Source organism: Flavobacterium sp. UBA2787, assembly GCA_002352205.1.
GTDB lineage: Bacteria > Bacteroidota > Bacteroidia > Flavobacteriales > Flavobacteriaceae > Flavobacterium.
Window position 1 is genome coordinate 36,834 of the sequence record DEHZ01000009.1, and the last position, 21,228, is coordinate 58,061.

Annotated in this window: 16 protein-coding genes; 6 read left to right on the forward strand and 10 right to left on the reverse strand. The window is 30.7% G+C overall.

Annotation, left to right across the window (positions count from 1 at the left end):
- The first annotated feature begins 2 nt into the window (after positions 1-2).
- From B4N66_RS06550 to B4N66_RS06560, 3 genes are read left to right on the forward strand one after another with little or no spacing between them, the layout of a single operon-like run.
- Complete coding sequence (locus B4N66_RS06550) at positions 3-3,146, forward strand: efflux RND transporter permease subunit (RefSeq protein ID WP_291093294.1); 3,144 nt, start codon at positions 3-5, stop codon at positions 3,144-3,146.
- Positions 3,147-3,157: 11 nt separating this feature from the next.
- Positions 3,158-4,552: an efflux transporter outer membrane subunit gene (locus tag B4N66_RS06555; RefSeq protein ID WP_291093295.1), complete on the forward strand. Its 1,395-nt coding sequence runs from the start codon at positions 3,158-3,160 to the stop codon at positions 4,550-4,552.
- A gap of 53 nt (positions 4,553-4,605) precedes the next feature.
- Positions 4,606-5,208, forward strand: a complete 603-nt coding sequence (locus B4N66_RS06560) for a TetR/AcrR family transcriptional regulator (RefSeq protein ID WP_291093297.1) — start codon at positions 4,606-4,608, stop codon at positions 5,206-5,208.
- 2 nt (positions 5,209-5,210) lie between these two features.
- Here the strand turns inward: B4N66_RS06560 and B4N66_RS06565 are convergent, their stop codons facing one another.
- From B4N66_RS06565 to B4N66_RS06580, 4 genes are all read right to left on the reverse strand, one after another.
- Positions 5,211-7,565, reverse strand: a complete 2,355-nt coding sequence (locus tag B4N66_RS06565) for a GAF domain-containing protein (protein WP_291093298.1) — start codon at positions 7,563-7,565, stop codon at positions 5,211-5,213.
- A 337-nt stretch (positions 7,566-7,902) separates the two neighbouring features.
- The gene (locus tag B4N66_RS06570; protein ID WP_291093300.1) at positions 7,903-8,385 is read right to left on the reverse strand and encodes a ferritin-like domain-containing protein; all 483 of its coding nucleotides are present in this window, start codon (positions 8,383-8,385) and stop codon (positions 7,903-7,905) included.
- A gap of 126 nt (positions 8,386-8,511) precedes the next feature.
- On the reverse strand, positions 8,512-8,961 hold the full coding sequence (locus B4N66_RS06575) for a DUF2383 domain-containing protein (RefSeq protein ID WP_291093302.1): 450 nt from the start codon (positions 8,959-8,961) through the stop codon (positions 8,512-8,514).
- A gap of 341 nt (positions 8,962-9,302) precedes the next feature.
- On the reverse strand, positions 9,303-10,484 hold the full coding sequence (locus B4N66_RS06580; protein WP_291093303.1) for a PAS domain-containing sensor histidine kinase: 1,182 nt from the start codon (positions 10,482-10,484) through the stop codon (positions 9,303-9,305).
- 427 nt (positions 10,485-10,911) lie between these two features.
- Here B4N66_RS06580 and B4N66_RS06585 point away from each other — a divergent pair, with 427 nt between their 5' ends.
- A complete protein-coding gene (locus B4N66_RS06585; RefSeq protein WP_291093304.1) occupies positions 10,912-12,411 on the forward strand; it encodes a hypothetical protein in 1,500 nt (499 codons plus the stop codon).
- A 195-nt stretch (positions 12,412-12,606) separates the two neighbouring features.
- On the opposite strand, the gene B4N66_RS06590 is transcribed toward B4N66_RS06585, so the two are convergent.
- The 4 genes from B4N66_RS06590 to B4N66_RS06605 are packed head-to-tail and all read right to left on the reverse strand — an operon-like array spanning position 12,607 to position 14,662.
- A complete protein-coding gene (locus B4N66_RS06590) occupies positions 12,607-13,023 on the reverse strand; it encodes a hypothetical protein (RefSeq protein ID WP_291093305.1) in 417 nt (138 codons plus the stop codon).
- A gap of 59 nt (positions 13,024-13,082) precedes the next feature.
- Positions 13,083-13,520 carry a DUF2846 domain-containing protein gene (locus B4N66_RS06595; RefSeq protein ID WP_291093306.1) on the reverse strand — a complete coding sequence of 146 codons (438 nt, stop codon included), beginning with the start codon at positions 13,518-13,520 and terminating at the stop codon, positions 13,083-13,085.
- A 10-nt stretch (positions 13,521-13,530) separates the two neighbouring features.
- Positions 13,531-14,025 (reverse strand): hypothetical protein, encoded by a 495-nt coding sequence (locus tag B4N66_RS06600; protein ID WP_291093308.1) that lies wholly within the window; start codon positions 14,023-14,025, stop codon positions 13,531-13,533.
- Entirely contained in the window at positions 14,006-14,662 is a 657-nt protein-coding gene (locus B4N66_RS06605; RefSeq protein ID WP_291093310.1) for a hypothetical protein, read from the reverse strand. The genes B4N66_RS06600 and B4N66_RS06605 overlap by 20 nt, the downstream gene beginning before the upstream one ends.
- A gap of 79 nt (positions 14,663-14,741) precedes the next feature.
- On the opposite strand from B4N66_RS06605, the gene B4N66_RS06610 reads away from it, so the two are divergent.
- Positions 14,742-14,972 (forward strand): helix-turn-helix domain-containing protein, encoded by a 231-nt coding sequence (locus B4N66_RS06610; RefSeq protein WP_291093312.1) that lies wholly within the window; start codon positions 14,742-14,744, stop codon positions 14,970-14,972.
- 246 nt (positions 14,973-15,218) lie between these two features.
- On the opposite strand, the gene B4N66_RS06615 is transcribed toward B4N66_RS06610, so the two are convergent.
- Together B4N66_RS06615 and B4N66_RS06620 are read right to left on the reverse strand one after the other, a co-directional pair.
- Positions 15,219-15,653, reverse strand: coding sequence for a JAB domain-containing protein (locus B4N66_RS06615; protein WP_291093313.1), 435 nt, complete (start codon positions 15,651-15,653; stop codon positions 15,219-15,221).
- Between the two features lie 78 nt (positions 15,654-15,731).
- Positions 15,732-16,127 carry a hypothetical protein gene (locus tag B4N66_RS06620; protein ID WP_291093315.1) on the reverse strand — a complete coding sequence of 132 codons (396 nt, stop codon included), beginning with the start codon at positions 16,125-16,127 and terminating at the stop codon, positions 15,732-15,734.
- 558 nt (positions 16,128-16,685) lie between these two features.
- Here B4N66_RS06620 and B4N66_RS06625 point away from each other — a divergent pair.
- Entirely contained in the window at positions 16,686-21,059 is a 4,374-nt protein-coding gene (locus tag B4N66_RS06625) for an NACHT domain-containing protein (protein ID WP_291093318.1), read from the forward strand.
- Positions 21,060-21,228 lie beyond the last annotated feature (169 nt).

A 21,228-nucleotide genomic window follows, 5' to 3' on the forward strand; every position in this document is an offset into this window, starting at 1 on the left:
ATATGTTAAAAGTATTTATTGAAAGACCCGTTCTTTCAACAGTAATCTCTATTCTCATAACCATCCTGGGAATATTGGGTTTGATGTCGTTGCCCATCGAACAATATCCTGAAATTGCTCCGCCAACTGTGCAAGTAAACGCCACTTATACCGGAGCAAATGCAGAAACAGTTTTAAATAGTGTAGTCATTCCGCTTGAAGAAGAAATCAATGGTGTGGAAGGAATGACGTACATCACTTCGTCTGCCAGTAACGATGGTGCTGCCAAAATCAATGTGTTTTTTGAATTAGGTGTTGATGCCGATATTGCCGCCGTAAACGTGCAAAACCGTGTAGCCAGAGCAACCAGTAAATTGCCGGAAGCTGTAATCCAAACGGGGGTTACTACGTTAAAAAGTCAAACGAGTGCGTTGATGTTTCTTTCCATGTTTTCGGATAATCCGGAATATGATGAGGTTTTTGTACAGAATTATGCTAAAATTAATTTAGTACCAAAACTTCAACGTGTAAAAGGAGTTGGACAAGTAAATGTTTTTGGAGCCAAAGATTATTCAATGCGAATTTGGATTGATCCTGCAAAAATGGCAGCTTTCAAAGTCGTTCCATCCGATATTCAAGCTGCTTTAAGAGAACAAAATTTAGAAGCTGCTCCCGGAAAATTTGGTGAAAATGCCAACGGAGTTTATGAATATGTAATCAAATACAAAGGTCGTTTAGCTGAAATTTCAGAATATGAAAATATCATCATTAAATCCATCGGAAACGGAAATTTCCTTCGATTAAAAGATGTAGCAACCGTTGAATTAGGCGGATTTAATTACGGAACTAATAATATGGGAATGGGAAAACCGGGTGTTGCTGTTGGTATTTTCCAAACATCAGGTTCCAATGCTCAAGAAATTATTGAAGAAGTAATGACCATTTTGGAAGATGCTAAAGCCGATTTTCCAAAAGGTGTAGATTATGTTGTGCCTTACAACACTAAAAAATTCCTTGATGCCTCTATTTCAAAAGTAATTACAACATTAATCGAAGCTTTTATCTTAGTATTTATTGTGGTATTCTTGTTTTTACAAGATTTCCGATCCACATTAATTCCGGCGATAGCAGTTCCGGTTGCGATTGTGGGAACATTTTTCTTCCTGCAATTATTTGGTTATTCCATCAATATGTTAACGCTTTTTGCGATGATTCTCGCCATCGGAATTGTCGTCGATGATGCCATTGTCGTCGTGGAGGCCGTTCACGCCAAGTTGGATGAAGGAGTCAAATCTGCCAAAGAAGCTACCGTTTCTGCGATGAGCGAAATTACCGGAGCGATTATTTCCATCACGTTAGTAATGTCGGCTGTATTCGTGCCGGTGTCTTTCATCAAAGGATCTTCGGGAGTTTTCTATCAACAATTTGCGATAACGTTGGCAATTGCGATTTTAATTTCTGCTGTAAACGCATTGACTTTAAGTCCTGCTCTTTGTGCCTTATTATTAAAACCGCACGAAGGTTCAGAACATCATAAAAAAGGATTTAAAGATCGATTTTTCACCGCTTTTAATACTGGTTTTGATTCGATTACGAACAAATATGTCAATTCAATTGGATTTTTATTAAAAAGAAAATGGATTGCAGTAGTAGGATTAATTGTGGCTTCCGGAATTGCGTTATTACTTTTTAAATCTACGCCTTCAGGATTTATTCCAACAGAAGACCGTGGTTTAATTATGGCAGATATCACTTTACCACCCGGTGCAACGTTGGAACAAACGCAAAAAATTGTCAATGAATATGATTCAATCCTTGCTTCAATGGATATTGTTGAAGCCAGAATGAATGTTGTTGGTTTCAGTTTATTGAATAATGTAAACGGAGGTTCGTATGCTTTCTCGGTTATTCAATTAAAAGATTGGAGCAAGCGAAAAGAAGACAATCAATCAGTTGATGCGGTTGTGGGCGAACTTTTCGGGAGAACAGCCGAAATTAAAGATGCTCGATTATTATTTTTCACACCACCAAGTGTGCAAGGTTTTGGAAATGCCGACGGATTTGAATTAAAACTGCAAGATAAAGGCGATGATGATTGGATGAAAATAAGCCAAGTTTCAGGCGAATTTTTACAAGCGTTGAATGCTCGTCCGGAAATTCAATATGCGATGACGAGTTTTAATCCTTCTTTCCCACAATATGAAATGGATGTAAATGTTGAAAAAGCGAAAGAAGCAGGAATATCTATCAATCAAATTTTCAATACGTTACAAGGTTATTATGGTGGATTATATACAACCGATTTTAATCGTTTTGGAAAGCAATACCGCGTGATGATTCAAGCAAAACCGGAAGACCGAGCAACTCCTGAATCATTAGATAATATTTTCATCAGAAATGCTCAAGATGAAACGGTTTCCATCAGCGAATTTGTGAATTTAAAACGTGTTTACGGACCGGAATCGGTTGCCAGATATAATTTATTGAAATCAATTAGTGTCACAGGAAAAGCAAACCCAGGTTTTAGTTCGGGTGATGCCATTAAAGCTGTGGAAGAAGTTGCCGCTCAACATTTACCGAAAACCTACGAATATGAATTTTCAGGAATGACGCGTGAAGAAATCATCGCTGGCGGACAAGCAGCAGGCGTATTTTTATTGAGTTTGATATTTGTCTATTTCCTTTTGGCAGGTCAATATGAAAGTTATGTGTTACCACTTTCGGTTATTTTGTCATTGCCTGTCGGAATTGCCGGAGCGATTGGTTTTGTGAATTTATTTGGATTAGAAAACAACATTTATTTCCAAGTAGCTTTAATTATGTTGATTGGATTATTAGCCAAAAATGCCATTTTGATAGTCGAATTTGCCATCCAGCGACGACGACACGGTATGGGATTATTTGAGTCAGCGATTGATGGAGCAAAAGCTCGTTTACGACCTATTTTGATGACTTCATTCGCGTTCATTCTCGGATTACTTCCGTTGGCATTTGCTTCGGGTGTTGGAGCCGTTGGAAACCGTTCAATCGGAATGGGTGCCGTTGGCGGAATGTTAGTGGGAACACTTTTGGGTGTATTTGTTATTCCCGTATTGTTCGTTATTTTCCAAGGATTACAAGAACGAATTAGCGGAAAATCAAAAGAAACTGATCCAGAAATTTTATAATAAAAAGTAAGATGAACTATCTAAAAATATCAAAAATAACGGTTGTCATTATTTCAAGTTTAGTAATGCAGTCTTGTTTTGTGGCGAAAGAGTATCAAAGTCCGAACATAGAAACCGAAAAATTATTTCGAACTGAACAAGTCAAAGACAGCGTTTCGTTGGCGACCGTTTCTTGGGAACAATTGTTTACAGACCCTATTTTGCAAAAACACATTAGAACCGGATTGCAAAACAATTATGATCTTAAAATTGGATTGCAAAATTTAGCCGCCGCAGAAGCCAATATGAAACAAGGAAAAGCTGGTTATTTACCCACTTTTTCTGCCAATGCAAGTTGGACGCACCAAGAATTGGCTAAAAACAGTCAGTTTGGAAGTTTCTTCAACGGAGCTTTAGATCAATATGAATTGTCTGGAAGATTATCGTGGGAAGCAGACATTTGGGGAAAAATCAGAAGTAACAAAAGAGCTTTTGCCGCCAGTTATTTGCAAACCGTAGCAGCTCAACAAGCGATTCAAACACAATTGATTTCAAGTATTTCGTCAACCTATTTTCAATTGTTGGCGTTGGATGCTCAAATAAAAGTGGCCGAAAAAACTTTGGAAAACAGAAACCAAAGTGTTGAAACTATTCAAGCATTAAAAGATGCCGGAAGTGTAAATGCCGTTGCCGTAAAACAAACGGAAGCTCAATTATACGGAACTCAAGTTATTTTGGAAGATTTAAAATACAACGTAAAAGTTTTGGAGAACACGTTAAGTATTTTACTCGGACAAGCTCCGGGAACCATCGAAAGAGGTTTGTTTGAAAACCAAAATATGACCACTGATGTAAAAGTAGGAATTCCTGCTTTATTATTAAGCAAAAGACCCGATGTAATTTCGGCGGAAATGAATTTTAGAAATGCCTTTGAAATGACCAATGTTGCCCGAAGCAATTTTTATCCATCCTTAACCGTAACTGCCAACGGAGGTTTTCAGAGTTTGGAATTGAAAGATTGGTTTAGTGCCAACTCGCTTTTTGCTTCGGTAATAACTGGGTTAGCTCAACCGATTTTTAATCAGCGACAAATAAAAACCCGTCACGAAATAGCCAAAGCCAATCAGGAAAAAGCTTATCTTCAATTTGAGCAAACGCTTTTAACCGCCGGAAAAGAAGTTTCAGATGCGTTGGCTTCCTATGAAAATGAAACCGAAAAATTAGCCTTTCGAACCAAACAATTGGAATCGCTTCAAAATGCGGCGGATTATTCGGATGAATTATTACGCTACGGAATGGTCAATTATTTGGAAGTGTTAACGGCCAAAGACAATGCTTTAAACACAGAATTAAGTACAATTGACAATCGCTTTCAACAACTTAATGCCGTTATTTCATTGTATCGTGCATTGGGCGGAGGTTATTAATTCACATCAACTGCCTTGATCCATTTCAAGGCAGTTTTTTTAATTTAATTAGTATGGAATTGAAATCGGAGACCAAAGAAGATTTACTGATTCAAAGTTTAACTTACTTTAAAAAATACGGCAGTAAAAATGTAACTATGGATGATTTAGCGTCAGAATTAGCTATTTCAAAGAAAACGATTTACAAATATTTTAGCAGTAAAGAAGAATTAATTAGCGAATGTGTCGAATACTTATGGGTTCATTTTGAGCAACAAACCGAAGAAATAAGCAAGTTAAAAATTGATCCGATAGCCAAAGTAATTTTGTTATATGAACTTGGTTTACAAGAATTAAGAAAAACCGATTCTCAATTTTTATATAGTTTGAAACGTTATTATCATCAATCGATGAAAAAGTATGAAGGGTTTCGTAAAAAACTAATTTTTGAAACGTTGTTAGGTTTTTTAACAGAAGCTAAAGCAAAAGGATTCATTCGTTCAGAAGTAAATCTGACGTTATTTTGCGAATTAAATTTGCTTGATTTCGACGAAAAATTATATCAATTTAAACTTTTTGAACGATTTGATAACGATGAAATTTTAAATCAATTAATCAAAAATCGCCTTCGCGGAATTGTCAAAGCAGATCATCAACATTTGATTGACGAGATTTAAAATTACTTCAACTCATCCAACAATTCATGATAGGAGTATTTTTTCTCTGAGATTTCAGTGTTCAACACCTTTACTCTAAATGCCTTTAAACCTGAAATACCCTGCAAGTCTTCCACCTCAAATCGTTCTAAAGCGGGTTCTAAAATCTTTTTGAATTGTAGGTATTTGATATATTTTAAATATTCTGCTTCTTCTTGATTGTGTGAGTAAACAATGGTGATTTTCTCTTTTTCAGTGATGCGTTTATCGGTTCCCTTGATGTTGGCTTTATCGATGCGTTTTTTCACCACTTCATAACGTGCATTATAGGAACCATCTACATCAAATCGTTTTTCATCCATTCTGAAACGAATAGAAATTGGTGAACTGAAAACCAAAATTAATGACGTTACATCCAACGAATAAGGCAATGTGTCTTTGATACGATGATGTTCTAATTCCATTTCGCAAAGTGTTTGCAACTGCCATAATCGAAGATTACTTAAATACATTTTATCGAAAGGAATAGTTGGAACAATCGATTCGCCAATGTATAAATTATGCTCTACGCCATCTGTTTTAAAACGTTCGTAATAATGAGGATAAATTTGTTGGGCTTCCAATTGTTTTGCATCTAAAACGGAGGCCAACTTTTTATTAATGACCGAAAGCGTATGATCAAAATCTTTTCGAGCATGATAGAACATGCTTGTTTTTGGATCAAGGTTGTCAAAATAAGCTTTTACTTTCGATTCTTCATTTTGTAAAGTAGTCAAAATCGGATGAATTTCTAATTCGATAAAACTCTGAACTTGTTGTTCTGTATCAGTTTTTAAAGGAGCATCCATTTCATTTAACAACTCTTTCAATTCAAACTTACGTTGTTCTACGATTAATAAATTTGAAGTAGATTTGAGTGTATCAAAAATGTCAATAATGTTTTTGAGCTGATTCCTCAAATCGGTTTTGACCGTTTCATTTCGGTGTTCCGAAGAACTCTTGATGTCGATTTGACCATATAACGGATAAACATTTTTAAAAACAATTTCTTTTAAAATATAATCTTTTGAAGACGTTATATTTTGAAAGTAATTTTTTGCTTCTCGTTTAAATTTCCAATACACACTTGGGTGGATAGTCGTATATTCTTTTTGAATAATAGCTTCCAATTGATTCTGCATGTCTGTAAAAGTTCGAATAATAGTGTCTTCCAAAAAAGGCATAATCAATTCAAGTTTATTGGCATTAATCGAATTTAACGCTCTTACTTTGGAAGAAGCTAACTCCAAAATACCCAATAACTTATTGTTTTTAATTACAGGAGCCAACAAACAACTTTGGATATTTTGACTTAAGAGCTTTTCGGCAAAGTATTTATTTTGTTCTTGTTTAGCAAATTCAGTAACATCGGGAATAATAAATACATTTTTGTTTTCAATCAAATATTCATACGAACAACCGCATAAAGCATTTTTACAATCCGCATCTTTTTGATCTAAAAGAATAAAACTAAACATGGTTTCTTCTTTAAAAACCGGCTTTTCAAACCGATCTTCTTCTTCATTATACATCGTAAATCCCAATTGCAAATCAGGTACTTTGAAAACGGAACGGAAAATTGAATTAGACTTTTGTTTGCTTTCCGAATCTTTATTTTCGGGTCTGAGTAAATAGGTTTTTAAATTAGATACTGCATTTTCAACCGTAACATCCACCAAAGTTATAATTACAAAACCTTTCAATATCCACGAATGGGGCGGAAACTTTTGTTTCCACAATTGCAAATTATCATAATTATCAATGAGTTCTTCTATTTCATTTTTCGATAAGTGTTTTACTTCTTCATTGGGAAAAATTTCAACAAAATCAGCATTGTATAATATTCTGTAATGCCTAATAATTCCGTTGGCATCCGGAATATCATAAAATAATGGTTTACCAAAGTCTATGTTTTGACTGTAATGAGCATTGAGAATTAACGTGCAGTTCATGATATAAAACTGATGTTCATCAAAATCTCGAATATTCATGTCGAATGTTTGACCTGCATCGTTTAGAATTTTCTTAAATCGCTCAGTATAATTAAAAGTAATATTTTGGAATGGAAGTGTAACTGCTTTTATTTCATTATGCGTTAAAGCGGTAGGAAATAAATCAGCCAATAAATAAGTAATCAGTTGCTCATTTTCCTTTATAAAATTAAAATCGTCAATTCCAGTCATTAATTCCGGCTTAGAACTCACTTCTTTTAGTAATGCCTTTGCATAATTAGATCGATAGTCTACTGAAGACAAGGCAATTTCTTCCAAAACGTTAATAACTTTATGGAAGGAAATAAATGTTTTGAATGGGCTTTCAGTAAAGTAATTGTTTTCCATATAAAAAACTATATAACAAAAGTAATATATATTCTTAATACTGTATTTATCGATTAGGTTTTTGATGTTTTTTTAACAGACAGAAAGTAGTAAAGTATTTCAAAAAATAGGTTCAAGTGTCAAACCGCTATCAATTGAAACGATCCACGAGTCCAGCGAATGCAGGGATTCCGTTTGAGGAAAAGTTACATGTTTGGGTGAATGTGGCAATTTGATAATGTGCCGATGTATCTATTTGTATACTGTTGTTTTTAAAAAAAATACTGCCCATACAAGTAAGAAAAGTAGGTACAAGATTTCTTAATTAATATAGGCAGTACAAGCAAAAAAGTGATTCTTACATAGCTTTTTGGTTGAGTCTATTCTCTGCTAATTTATTCAACTTCTCATTAGCACCATATTCTTCATCCAGCGTTTTCTGCAGTTTTGCAGCAACATCGTCATGACCAAGCTCTTTTGCGTATCTAACAACTGTTCCATATCCAGAAATTTCGTAGTGTTCCACTCGTTGTGCTTCGGCAATCAGACCGGCATCCATCAAATGTTTATCTTCTACTTCTTTCATAAAACTTTCCGCTTCAGCAATCAACCCTTTCATGGCTTTACAAGTTTCGCCTTCCGGAGAAACGTTTAAACTATCACAAATCTCTCCCAATCGTTTTTTTTGTTCTTTAGTTTCTTCCAAATGGTCTTCAAAAGCTTTTTTTAACATACTGTCATTCGCATTCTCAGCCATTTTTGGCAGTGCTTCAAGCAACTGACTTTCTGCACTAAACAAATCTTTTAGTTGGTGTTCAAATAAATCTTGTAAGGTCTTCATAGTATATTTTTATGTTTATATGATAAAAGTAGTCTGAAATAATATGTTGGATTAATCGAAAAAAATCAATTATTAACTCAAATGAAATACAATACATTTTTTTTTATTTTTTTAGATGCATTTCGTCTACTTACAATAATAAAAGAAAATTTTATTGTGGTTCAAATCATTTTCAATACACTCTTTTTGCAAAGTCAAAAGTACCCGAGTGGAAGGCCGAAGAATCAAGGTTAATACAGCATCATATTTCTTTATTATTTCCTGTTCATCAGTTATGATTTTTTGCAGAATTTTTTCATCATCACAAGTCGAAAAAAACCAATTAAAATCAAACCACACCTCTTTTGCATAGGCCAAAATGCTTTGCTCGTCCTCTTCCGGATAGTCTAAAAAATCTAATTCGCCCTTAAATTCAGAAACAAACTCTTTACTTTCCAACGCCTTTCTGTGAAAAAAAATTTTAATTTCACTCTTAGATGTGTGGATAGCAGCTATCATAAAACCCCTTTCGTTTTCTTGGAGAGATACCAAAAGCATTTTTAATTCTTCGCACAGTGTTTTGTCTTTTTCCGTCATAATGTATTGTAATTAGTTCTACAACTAATTAAAGTGTAACGTGTTTAAACCGGTATATTTTTAACCACTTTGATTATGCTATTATCTACATCTTTATGATACTTTTTAAAATCATCAATTTATTGATTTTCTGGATTATTATTCACGTACATATTCTTTTGTTTTATTATTTAGAAATGAAAACGTTTTAGTTCACCCGTTTCCTTTCAAAAAAATATGAATTTAATTTAAGATGCAAACTAAAAGCAAAATGTTGTGATTTAATTTCTTACACAATTTTTTTATTTTTTATATAATTTTATTTGTAGAAATTTAATTCGGTCAAAGGAAATTTATAACTGTTAATTCTCATCAACTTTATCTACTACTTGTTTTTTTAACGATAACTTATTTATTGGCAAAGTGAAATAAAATGAGGAGCCTTTCCCTTCTAAACTTTCAACCCAAATAGTACCGCCGCTTTTTTCTAAAAAACCTTTAACTAACAATAGTCCGATTCCGGCACCTTTATCATTTTCTACTGCTTTGGAGAGTGATTTCATTTGAGGTGAAAAAAGTTCCTCTTGCGTTTCTTTAGACATTCCTATTCCGGAATCTTTTATTTTTACAATCATCATGTCTTCACTCTCATTGGCCGATACAGCAATTTTTCCTTCAACTTCAGAATGTTTAATCGCATTAGAAACTAAATTATGAAGTATAGAATTGACCATTTTAGCATCCCCGAAAACGACGCAATCGTCATCAACATCATTCCTGAAATTTATTGCATTGATGGCCGCTGTCTCTTTTAAAGTCTTAAAAACCTTGGTTACAGCTTCATTCAAACTGATGTTGGTGGGCTCAAATGCTTGGGCTGCATATTTTATTCTGGCCCACTCCACTAGATAATCTAACATTGCTAATTCATCTATTACAGCTATATGAAATTCATCCAATAACACTTTAACTAAATCGGGTTCAATAGTATCATAATTTAATTTTAAGTATTCTGCACCTTGAATTATTCCCGCCAACGGACTTCTTAAATCGTGCGACAAAATAGCAAGCACATTTTCTTTGTGTGTATTCAATTCTTCCAGCTCTTTTGCATATTTTTTAATGGCATCTTCTGAGGCTTTTCTTGCTGTGATATCTCTCAAAATTTTCACATAACCAATTACTTCATCCTCTTCATTTTTCAGTGGAAATACTAAACCATCAGCATAAAATGTAGATTCATCTTTACGTAAATGCCATCTAACATCATTTGATCTTCCTTCTTTTAAAGCAACATCAATTTCTAATTTAGGGATGCCGCTTTCTATATCTTCTTTAGTAAAAATTATTTCAAATGGCTTTCCAATAATTTCATCGGTAGTAAATTGAAATATTTTTGTGGCAGCCGAATTCCAACTATTGATGTTTAACTCTTTATCCACCGTAAAAATGGCGTAATCCTGTAAACTATCCACTATTTGACTATAGAATTCTGCATTTGGTACATATTGTTCTTTCAAAATTTTATCAGTTTCCTTTTCCATCCTAACCCGTATACTTTTAATGTTATTTGAATGCACTAAGCATATTGAACAAAAATATAGTTCTGTTGTTTAATTATGTTACATAACATTTTTTATATGTTGCAGATTTATGATGAAGTGTATAAACAATCCATCTCAAAATGAATGAAACTTGAGAAGAAGAACTAAATAAGTTAGTTAAATCACGTTGCTTGACGATACAAATCAGCGAATATGAACTTTAGTTCGAATAAATTGTTTTTTTTTCATTCTGAAAGAAAGAAAAATTTTTCTCATGAAAGCTAAACCAACTATTGAAATTGCATGAAAATTTTTATATTTGAAATTCCATAAACAATTTTCTTGCGGTCTTCGGTGGGAGAATTCCTTTTGTATTTTTTATTGTTAAACATTAATATTAATTAGTAAAAACTTTTTCAATTAAGTCATGAAAAAAATAATTTGTTTACTAGTATTTTTATCGCTCAATTTACTAAATGCTCAAGGGAATACACAATTAAAAATTACTGAAAGTACTGCTTTTAAGGATGATATTTTAGTAGATATGGGTGTGTTAGCAATTCACACAACCAATAGCGGTAAAACCGGATTGATAAGAGCCAACAAAAAAAACTTTTTAGTGGATGTTTTTGACAAACAATTGACTAAAATAACGTCAAAAATTGTGGAGAGCGATAAAAAAGAGAGCTTCGACGGTTATGTAAGTTATGGTGACGAAATCAAATACATTACTGTGATGTCTCCCAGTAAACGAGAACGAATCGTTTATTGTAATACCTTCAATATTGAAAATAATACGCATTCTAAAAAACAGCTTTTTACAGCCGATGTAGAAAAAGGAGGATTATTTACTGGGCGAAACAAACGTGGAACCAATGTAGCGATTTCACCCAACGGACAATACATTGCAATTGCTACCGACAACATTAAAAAGAATTTAAATTCGTATAAAGTACATGTTTTTGATTCGGAAACATTAGCTTTAGTTTTCGAAAAATCATACCAAGAAGACGCAGATAATTATTTTGAACCCAATGATTTATTTATCGATGACAATGCCACAGTATATCCTTTAGGAAAACTATTTATTAGTGGAAAATCAGAAAAAAAGGAAGGGAATGCCAATTATGAATTTGTATTAAATAAAATTTCAAAAGACAACTACAAAAGTCTTAAAATTAGTTTAGAACAAGAGCTGTTCATCTCTTCACTTGCGATTAATTTTTATGAAAACAAGTTAAATTTAGTTGGATTTTATTCCAACGAAAGAGCCGGAAACATAAAAGGGGGTTGTAATTTTGAGATTAATACCTCCACGCTATCCGTAAACTCAAAGAAGAGTAATGTTCTGCCAACAGATGTGTACAACGATTTATACGGTGATGCAAAAGCAGAACGACACGACAAAAATAAAAAAGAACTCAACTCCTTTTATGTAGATTATATAATAAGAGACAACTTAGGAAATACATTTCTGTTGGCAGAGGAGTTCTATACTACAACAACATACGTAGCCACCGGAATGAATGGGGCTGGATATTGGGTGACCAATTATCATTATGATGATATTTTGATTTTAAAATTTGATAAAACCGGAGAAATCAATTGGGGAAGAAGCATTTTTAAAAGGGCTAATTCACCTTCGTACAATGCCTTTTTAAAAGACGATAAATTGCACGTAATTCTAAATTCCGGTAAAAATTTAACTGAAAAAAAAGACGGAAGAACAAAAGTTTCTAAAGGTTGGTTTGAATCCAGTGCACTATATGACTTTACCTATTCGGAAAATGGAGAAGTGGAATACAATAAAATTCAAGACAATAAAGGAAATAACTATTACCTGCCTTTTTACGGCACCTTTAACAACGACATATTTATTATGATGAGTGATGGCGTTAGAAAAAAACAGTTCATGATAGTGGAATAATTTTAACTCTCTTGACCCACAAAGGATTTAAAACCTTAGAGGGTTAGCGTACTAAGAAAACCTCAGTTAAAGCTGAGTTTTTTCTTAGTAGCGGGAACAGGACTCGAACCTGTGACACTTCAGGCAATCATATCAGCACTTTACAAGATTTCAGATTTTGAGTATGCCTAAAAGTGTGCCTTTTTATAATTTTTACTACCATAATAGAGTATTAATTATATTCTTTGAGTACCTAGAATTTGAAACTAACAAATATAGTTTTGAGTTGTTTTTAATAACCCACACCTCATTAGTCTTGGTTACAAATCTACAAATTTTAATTTCTTCGTAATCAAGATTTTCTGAAAAGCAATTTAGTTTTAAGTTTACTATTTCAGATAATTCATTATAATCTGAATTTGAATTATCAAAAGAAATTAATATTGCTTCTAGAGTATCTAGATTGAAAATTAATTCAGTTTTATATTTATGATAATTAAGAAACTTATTAAACTTTTTACCAATGTAAATATAACTATCACAACCCTGTAATCTATCATGTGCCAGTTCCAAATCAAACTCCCAAGTATCATATTGCATACCTAACTTGAAAGGTATATTTAATTGATTCATAACTTTTAGGTATAAAAAAACCACCTTGTTGTAGGTGGTTAAATTCAATATTTCTTCTACTATTCAGCATATAGCATTTTAGGAGATTTCAACCTTTTTACTTCTGCTGAACCTTCTTCATTAGAGAGCATTTCAAAATTTACTCGGGCATAATTCACTCCCATTTTTGGAACTAATCTTAGATAATATGTTTTTCCTGCTTGAGCATTTATAGTAAAGAATCTTTCTGTTTCAGCTTTAACAATAATCTTTTGTTCTCCTTGTGGCACATCAAAACAAATAAAACTTTTTGGTCCAACTACACCAACTTGATTATCCAGTTCATTTAAAAAAGCATTGAACTTTACAAACCCACCAAAATTGCCTGTTCTTACAAGGTAAATTCTAGCTTTATCTGCTGGCAAAGGTTCATTATCAGTAAGTTTTTTAAATTGTTTTGTTGAAGCACATGATACAATAATAGTACATAGTAGTGCTAGAATAAGTGATTTTTTCATATGATTTATTTTAGGGTTTAATAATTTGGTTGTACTCTAATTCATTGAAAATACTTTGAAATTCAATGATATTTCTAAACTCATTTTCATTGAGTTTGATTTTTAAACTTTTATATGGTTCTAATTGTATCAGAATAGATAATTCAGCTTCAAATACTAACTCAGAAGCTATACTTTGATACTTCTTATACCAGTCTAAAACTCCCTTTTTATCTTGTGCAATTAGCTTATATGATTCTACTAGTGTATTGAAGTATTCCTCTTTACTGTGCAGTTCTACTATTTCTTCTAACTTGTAATAGGTTTCAATAAATATGCAATTTTGGTCTCTCTTAGAACATACGCAAGGGTAAATATGAGTTGCTTTATCTTCAAGCCAAACTTTCCATTTATTGCAGCTTATTTCATTTAATAAATACTGAAAGCTGTTGTGATTATCTATTAACCAAGTTTTTATAATAGCTACCTTAAAGACATCATTAGAATCAAACTTTTTTAAGTTCATCTTTAGTCTTTTTAAATATTAAATTGAGTGATATTAATACTATTATAAATGAAACTATTGCAACAGAATAATTAAAGCTTTCTATTGAATAAGTTGAGAGTCTTTCTGAAACTTCTATTGCTTGTCCTTGTTGCTTACTCAGTCTGTAATATGAATAATTTGGAAATAAATTGCCCAGTATAATTGATATTACTAAACCAATACCAGTTGATATTATTAAAATTTCACTATCTTTCAAAAGGGTGATACCTATAAAGTTATTGTTTATTTTGAATAGTAATTTTTTAAAGATTTGATTAAACTTAGAAATCTTAGTAGTACTCGAATGTTGATTATTATTTATATTTTCAGCAATTCTAAAAAGCTCCTCCGAGCTACTAAAATACTTATTGTAGGTTTTGTTAGTATCAATTGGTCTTCCTGTTAACATCCAAACATCAGATAAAAAATTATATTTTTCCTCAATTTCTTTATAACTCTTTCCTTTTATATAACTTTCTATAAAGTCATCAAAAGTTGCTTCTCTATTTAATTTGTTATCAAGTTCTGCAACTGCTTTTGTAACTAATTCTTTTAATGGAGCAACAGATTTTTCATTTCTTCTTCTAGAGAAAATATGATGATTTAAATTTTCCATAATTGATATAAACTTGCCATATATGGCATTAAGTTACAAACATATAAATCTTTCCTTGACTTGCCAAATATGTCAAGTTATGGATAAGAATGAATTATTAAAAAGTGTAGGTAAAAGAATCCAAGAATTAAGAGTTAGTAAGGGTTTAACTCAAGTTGATTTGGTTGGTAAAATTGATGGAGATATTGATACAACAAATATCTCTAGAATAGAATCAGGTAGAACCAATCCAACCATATACACACTATATAGAATAGCAGTTGCATTGGAAACTACTATAAATGACTTAGTACAATTTGAAGCTAAATAAAAACATTTTGGCTATTTAGTATTAACCCTCCAATTACTTTAGAAGTTTCTTTTAGACCAAAAGATGTATCAAAATAGTTATACAATAAATGTATATTTATAACTTTTGGCTATATTATTATATCTCAAAAATTAATTACATTCTAATTTTATCAGTTTTTGGGTGTTATTTAAACTCCTTCACGAATGAAAATAAACCTTACAGTTTGGCATATTTACTATATAGTAGTTATACCAAATTGTAAGGTCATAATTCATTTTCATCACTAAAACTATAATATCCAAATCTTGATATTATTAAATGGTCTAGAAGACATATATCAAGCAAATTACATGCTTCTTTTAGCTTCTTTGTAATTGCTTTATCAGGTTCACTAGGAACTAACTTACCACTCGGGTGATTGTGCACTAATATTATACTTGATGCATTGCATTTTAAAGCTACACCTAGAATAATTCTGACATCAACTACAGTTCCTGAAATACCACCTTTTGACATTTCAAATATACCTAGAACAATATTTGCCCTGTTGAGCAATATTACTTTTACTTCTTCCTGATATTCCAAAATACTCATATTCCAATGTTTCATAATCACTTGATACATAATTTGGCTATTAGTGACTTGAACTCTATCAGGATTAGTATTTGAATAAGAAACTTTAATTTCAGCTACTTCCATAAGTATAGAAAAAATAAAACTCGTCCATAATTTGAATATCTATTATATAGCTAAACAGAAAATGGACGAGTTAAAATTTTACATTACAAATTCTTCTTTGTGTTGACCATTACTTGAAAAAGTATGTTCTTCTGCTAGAAGCTTTTGGATGGATTTATCTTCTTTTGAGATAGTATCTTCCTCTTGAGCATAAACATATCTGTGGTTTAGTACTAATACTTGTCCAGAGTCTTTATTTACATACTCGTAAGGTTCACATTCTTGTTTCACTACATTACCGGGCATTTCTGTACCAATAAGAGCTTTACAGGTTTGCTCATCAAATGTTGATGAAATAAATGCTTTTTTAGTTGTAGCATAAAATTGATTTGAGGTTTGGCTTTTTACCATTTCAATACCTCCCGAAATTTCTAAAACAAAGAATTCTCTACCATCCTCTGCTTGTCTTTTTAAATAGTTTACAATACGTACCATTAATTTAATTTTTGAGTTGAACATTGTCTAATCTAAATCTACTTATACACCTAATAAATTTCAGCTATCAACTTGAATTTATACAAAATGTACTTTCTCGAAATAGAATTAAACACAGGTTTGACAGGCTGCCTCAATAAGTGAGGGTATTTAGTGGCGGTGGGGATTTAAAAACAAAAAAATTATTGGCTTTCAGATGTACAATTATAGCTGTTATAATTACTTTAAATCAAACAAAAAGCCCCAAAAAGTAAAGAAAATAATACTTAAAAAATGAAAACAAAGTAACAGTTCAAACATCAAGATTGATAGATTTAAAAGCCTAAACAAATCTCAACACTATAGAATTATCCTAAGATTTTTTTATCAAGCATAAAAAATAAAAAACTCTATATAATTGGGTGGGGAGTTTTCCCTTTTCAAATATAGGTGGGGGGTGTTTTTACGTAAGGTCACGTATGAATATTGTTGTTGTAGCTAAAAATATTTTCTAAAAAAATTATAAGAAGATGTTGTATAAATTTTCTAAATTTAAACAATTTAAATGTTATTAAAAGAATGAATAAAGATTGGTTAATCTTGGTTGAAAAATTTGATTTAGAAAGTGCTAGAACAAAGTTTCAAGATATATGTGAGAGTTTATACAAAAAAATATCTGTAAAAGAACCTAGAACTGTCAGGGTTAATCAAGGAGATGGAGGTATTGATATATTTATTGGAGAAATAGGTTTAGAACCTATTGAAGTTATACAATGTAAATTTTTTGTTGATGGACTGGGTGAATCACAAAAATCTCAAATTAGAGAATCTTTTAAAACAGCAATTGAATCTAAAGAATTTGAGACAAAATGCTGGACATTATGTATCATTAATATACTTGATTTACAACAAAATAAATGGTGGAGTTCATGGAAAAATAATGTTGAAATTAAGTATAATTTATCAAATGAGTTTATCAAATTAAAAGATGGAAATGAATTAGTAAGTTTATTAAAACAATTTAATTTGTATAATACTGCATTTGAATTAGAGGACAGTATTAAAATAAGTGAAATACATGAAGAAATTGTAAAAAGAAATATCACTCCAACAGTTGATATAAAATCTTTATTAAAAAACACTTCTTATGCTTTGTTACAAGTAAAAAATTATATTGAAAATAATACCAGTACACATATTCAAAGAACAGAAACAGAATTAATATATAATTGGATTAATGCTGTATTACCTACAAACAAAAGAAATGTTCTAGTTTTAAAAGGAGAAAAAGGACTTGGAAAGTCAGCAATTTTAAAAGACTTATATAATAAACTAGACAAAGAGAATTTTACAGTATTAGGTATTAAAGCGGACAAATTTTATTGCAAATCAATCTTTGAACTTGAAAAAAAACTATTTAATGACCAACTAACCTTTAATAGAATTATTAAAAACACAGAGGAAAGTGGAGATAAGCTTGTGGTAATAATAGACCAAATAGATGCAATGTCTCTTACCTTATCTTCTAGCAGAGAGTTTATAGAAACATACATTAGACTAATCTCTATTTTACAAGAAAATAAAAATACAAGAATAATATTATCGTCAAGGTCATATGATTTAAAGTATGATGCTGAATTAAGTATTTACAATTCTGATATTTATAAAATAATATCAGTAAACCCACTGTCCGTAGATGCTGTAAAAAATACTCTATCCAAATTTAGAATAAATTGTTCTTCTGCAAAGGTTTTAGAGTTGTTAAGAACTCCTAATCATTTAGATATTTATTGTAGAATATTTGAAAGTAGCATTAAAAAAGATGTTGACACTATTTCTTCATTAAAAGAATTGTATGACCAACTTTGGATAAAATATATTTCTCCTACAAAAGATTTAAATCTTAAAAAGCTTATTTACATAATATCTCAAAGAATGTACAATGAACAAAGGATTTCTGTAGGGAATGTTTATGAAGATGATTACCATTCTGAGATTCAGTTTTTAAGCTCTAATAGCTTATTAATTGAATATGATAAAGAAGTACAGTTTTTTCATCAAACCTTTTATGAGTATTGTTTTGCTAAACAATTTGTAGAAAACAAATGTGACTTAGAGAACTATATTTTAGAAAATGAGCAAAGTTTATATGTAAGGTCTGTTATAAAAATGGTTTTAGAGTATCTAAGAGAATATGATATAAATGCATATCACATAAAAATAAAAAATGTTTTAAATTCGAAAAATTATAGATTTCACATAAAATCACTAATCATAAGTGAACTAGGTCTAGTAAAAAAACCAAGTATTTCAGAAAAAGAAATTGTAACTAATATTATCTTAAATAATACAGATTATGAAGAGGTATTTGTAAGTTCAATATTTAGCGAGGATTGGATAAAACTTTTTATTTCTGAAGACATTCCTAAAAGTTATTTTTTTGTTGAAAATAGAGGTAATAGTGAGGAAGATTATAATCTTTTAAAGGCAAAAAAACATAATTATAATTGGCTTCTGTTCAGAAACAATATGAAAGAATGTCCTCTTTTAATACTTGATTATTTGGACAAACAAGATTTTGATAATAAAAATAATTTTATATCCAGCTTGCTTATTCAGATAGAAGATTGGTCTAATGAAAAGCTATTGCATTATTTTGAGAAGTATATTCCTTACGTAGAAGAATCTAAAGTGAAAAGAGATAATTTTTGGTTTTATGAAATTCTAAAAAAGATTTTTCCAACTAATAAGGATTATGGTTACGAAAAGATGACGAAACCAATTCTAGATGTTTATGAAGAATATAATTATGATTATTCGTTTGAGCATTCTTTAGACAGTACAATTGAGGAGTTTTATGAAATTTCTCCAAAAGAAACTTTTGAATTTCTTTTCAAATTATACCAACAACTATCAGAAAAAAATAAGGTTGACTACTTTAAATATGAAAATGTTTTATCAACTCTGTATGGTAGTTCAGTATTCTCAAATTCTGATAATTCTTATATTACTCGTGGAGAGAAAAATCTTAAAAGCTATCTGTATAAATTCATAGAAAATAGCAATATTAATTATGTTACCGACTTTTATAATAAATTTAAAGATACAGACAATGTATCAATTCTTAAGTTATTAGTAAGAGGTTTAAATGCTTACCCTATAAACCATAAAGATAAAGTAGTAGAATTAATAGAAATATTAAATAAGAAAAATATATTTGGAGGAAGTGATGATAATTTTCAATTGCTATTAAGAAATCTAATTAGTAGTGTTTATACTTCTTTGGATGAGAGTCAAACAGCATTAATAAATTCTACATTCTTAAGCATAAGAACAAAATATGACTATCATATATGGTCTGATACAGATGGAAATAGAAAGGTTCATCTAAATGATTTTGGAAAGAAAAAATACTTATTTATTAAGTCTTTACCAATTGAAAAAATAAAAACAAATAGTACTCTTTATAAAACATATCAAGAGCTTGAAAGAAAATTTGGAGAAATAAATCACAGTAAAGCATTACATGTATCTAGTGTAACACATGGAGCTGTTGGCACACCCTTAAACAAATCTGCTTATGAAAAAATGGATTTAAAGAGTTGGAAAAGAAGTATGATGAAATACGATGAAAACTATAAATCATCACACAGCTTTAGAGGGGGTATATATCTGCATTCTACGGCTTTTAAGGATAAAGTAAAAGAGTGTCCTGATAAATTTTATAAATTTATTGATGAATTATTTGAAGATAATAGAATATCTCCTCAGTATATTATGCGGGGTATAGATGGATTAATAGAGAGTAATTATAACCCTGACAGAGTAAAAACTCTTTACAAAAAATTTATTTTTTTAAATCTTAGTGAGTTTTTTTATACAAGTATGTTCAACCACCAAGCAGAGTATTTTATTAAAAACAGAAATATTGATATAGATATAGTTAGTTATTTGCAACGGACAGTTGTCAATTACCCTCATAAAGAAAGAGAACTCAACCCTACTAAGCCTCTTTTTGATTCCACAAATTCTGTAAGAGGTTCTGCACTTCAAACACTAATGTTATGTTATTATGACAATAATTTTGAAGAAATAATATTTTCAACTATTGAAGATGTGATTCATAATCCTCTGTGTAATGATTCTTTAAAGGTTATGATTTTACATTATTTAGGATATCTAAATTATTTAAACATAGAAAGAGCTTTTAAAATATTTGTGGAACTTACAAAAACTGATGATGTAGAAATACTAAAATCTTCCATTAACACAGCACAGTATTTTAACAATAAGTATCATAATGTTATGGAGGATTATTTTAACAGATTATTAAATACTTCAGAGCTTCACAAACAAAGTTATTTGTTAGTTTCAAGTTGGTTATTAGGCTTGGATGTCAATAAAAAATTATATAAAGAATTTATTAAGACCGGTAAAGATGCAAAGTTATGTGCAATAGATGTTGCAGAAAAATTTTTAATTAATGAAGATGACATAACAATTAATGAAAATGCATTATCTATACTATATGAATTTATTAATGAAACAGATAAAGAATTTGCTAGGGAATATTCTTGTATTATTTTAAGAAAATTTAAACCAAGTAATTTTAATGTTTTTTTTGATTTTCTTAAAGTGTATTCAATATCAGAATTAAGCAAAAAAGAACCAAGATATTTTCTTCAATATCTTTTAAAATGTTCAAAGGACTACCCAAAAGAATGTATGGACCTGTTGGAATATATTGACTTTAGTAATTTGCCTAACATTCAAGAGAGAGGACATTATGACAAAGAGCCAATTCAGTTAATTCTAGGTATTTATAGTAAACTTGTTTCAGAGGTTAATAAAGAAAAAAAGCTTATAAATAAAGCACTTGACGTGTTTGATAATATGTTAAAACATGTTCATTTAAGAAGTAGTGCAAATCTGGCGATAGAGACAATTATATAAAACCACACCAAACTCCACAAACAGAAGCATTTTAAATACTTGAAGATATCTTTGTTTTAAAGATTTATCCATAAATATTTATCAGAGCAGATAGATAAAAATTCTATGTAGTTGTGTAGGATGTTTTTTTTAAGTGGTGGTTCTTTTTAAGTTAGGTTTCAAAGGAAAA

Excerpts from the sequence above, each read along its gene's own strand:
- B4N66_RS06550 (WP_291093294.1), top strand. The coding sequence starts at position 3 with ATGTTAAAAGTATTTATTGAAAGACCCGTTCTTTCAACAGTAATCTCT.
- B4N66_RS06555 (WP_291093295.1), top strand. The coding sequence starts at position 3,158 with ATGAACTATCTAAAAATATCAAAAATAACGGTTGTCATTATTTCAAGT.
- B4N66_RS06560 (WP_291093297.1), top strand. The coding sequence starts at position 4,606 with ATGGAATTGAAATCGGAGACCAAAGAAGATTTACTGATTCAAAGTTTA.
- B4N66_RS06565 (WP_291093298.1), bottom strand. The coding sequence starts at position 7,565 with ATGGAAAACAATTACTTTACTGAAAGCCCATTCAAAACATTTATTTCC.
- B4N66_RS06570 (WP_291093300.1), bottom strand. The coding sequence starts at position 8,385 with ATGAAGACCTTACAAGATTTATTTGAACACCAACTAAAAGATTTGTTT.
- B4N66_RS06575 (WP_291093302.1), bottom strand. The coding sequence starts at position 8,961 with ATGACGGAAAAAGACAAAACACTGTGCGAAGAATTAAAAATGCTTTTG.
- B4N66_RS06580 (WP_291093303.1), bottom strand. The coding sequence starts at position 10,484 with ATGGAAAAGGAAACTGATAAAATTTTGAAAGAACAATATGTACCAAAT.
- B4N66_RS06585 (WP_291093304.1), top strand. The coding sequence starts at position 10,912 with ATGAAAAAAATAATTTGTTTACTAGTATTTTTATCGCTCAATTTACTA.
- B4N66_RS06590 (WP_291093305.1), bottom strand. The coding sequence starts at position 13,023 with ATGAATCAATTAAATATACCTTTCAAGTTAGGTATGCAATATGATACT.
- B4N66_RS06595 (WP_291093306.1), bottom strand. The coding sequence starts at position 13,520 with ATGAAAAAATCACTTATTCTAGCACTACTATGTACTATTATTGTATCA.
- B4N66_RS06600 (WP_291093308.1), bottom strand. The coding sequence starts at position 14,025 with ATGAACTTAAAAAAGTTTGATTCTAATGATGTCTTTAAGGTAGCTATT.
- B4N66_RS06605 (WP_291093310.1), bottom strand. The coding sequence starts at position 14,662 with ATGGAAAATTTAAATCATCATATTTTCTCTAGAAGAAGAAATGAAAAA.
- B4N66_RS06610 (WP_291093312.1), top strand. The coding sequence starts at position 14,742 with ATGGATAAGAATGAATTATTAAAAAGTGTAGGTAAAAGAATCCAAGAA.
- B4N66_RS06615 (WP_291093313.1), bottom strand. The coding sequence starts at position 15,653 with ATGGAAGTAGCTGAAATTAAAGTTTCTTATTCAAATACTAATCCTGAT.
- B4N66_RS06620 (WP_291093315.1), bottom strand. The coding sequence starts at position 16,127 with ATGGTACGTATTGTAAACTATTTAAAAAGACAAGCAGAGGATGGTAGA.
- B4N66_RS06625 (WP_291093318.1), top strand. The coding sequence starts at position 16,686 with ATGAATAAAGATTGGTTAATCTTGGTTGAAAAATTTGATTTAGAAAGT.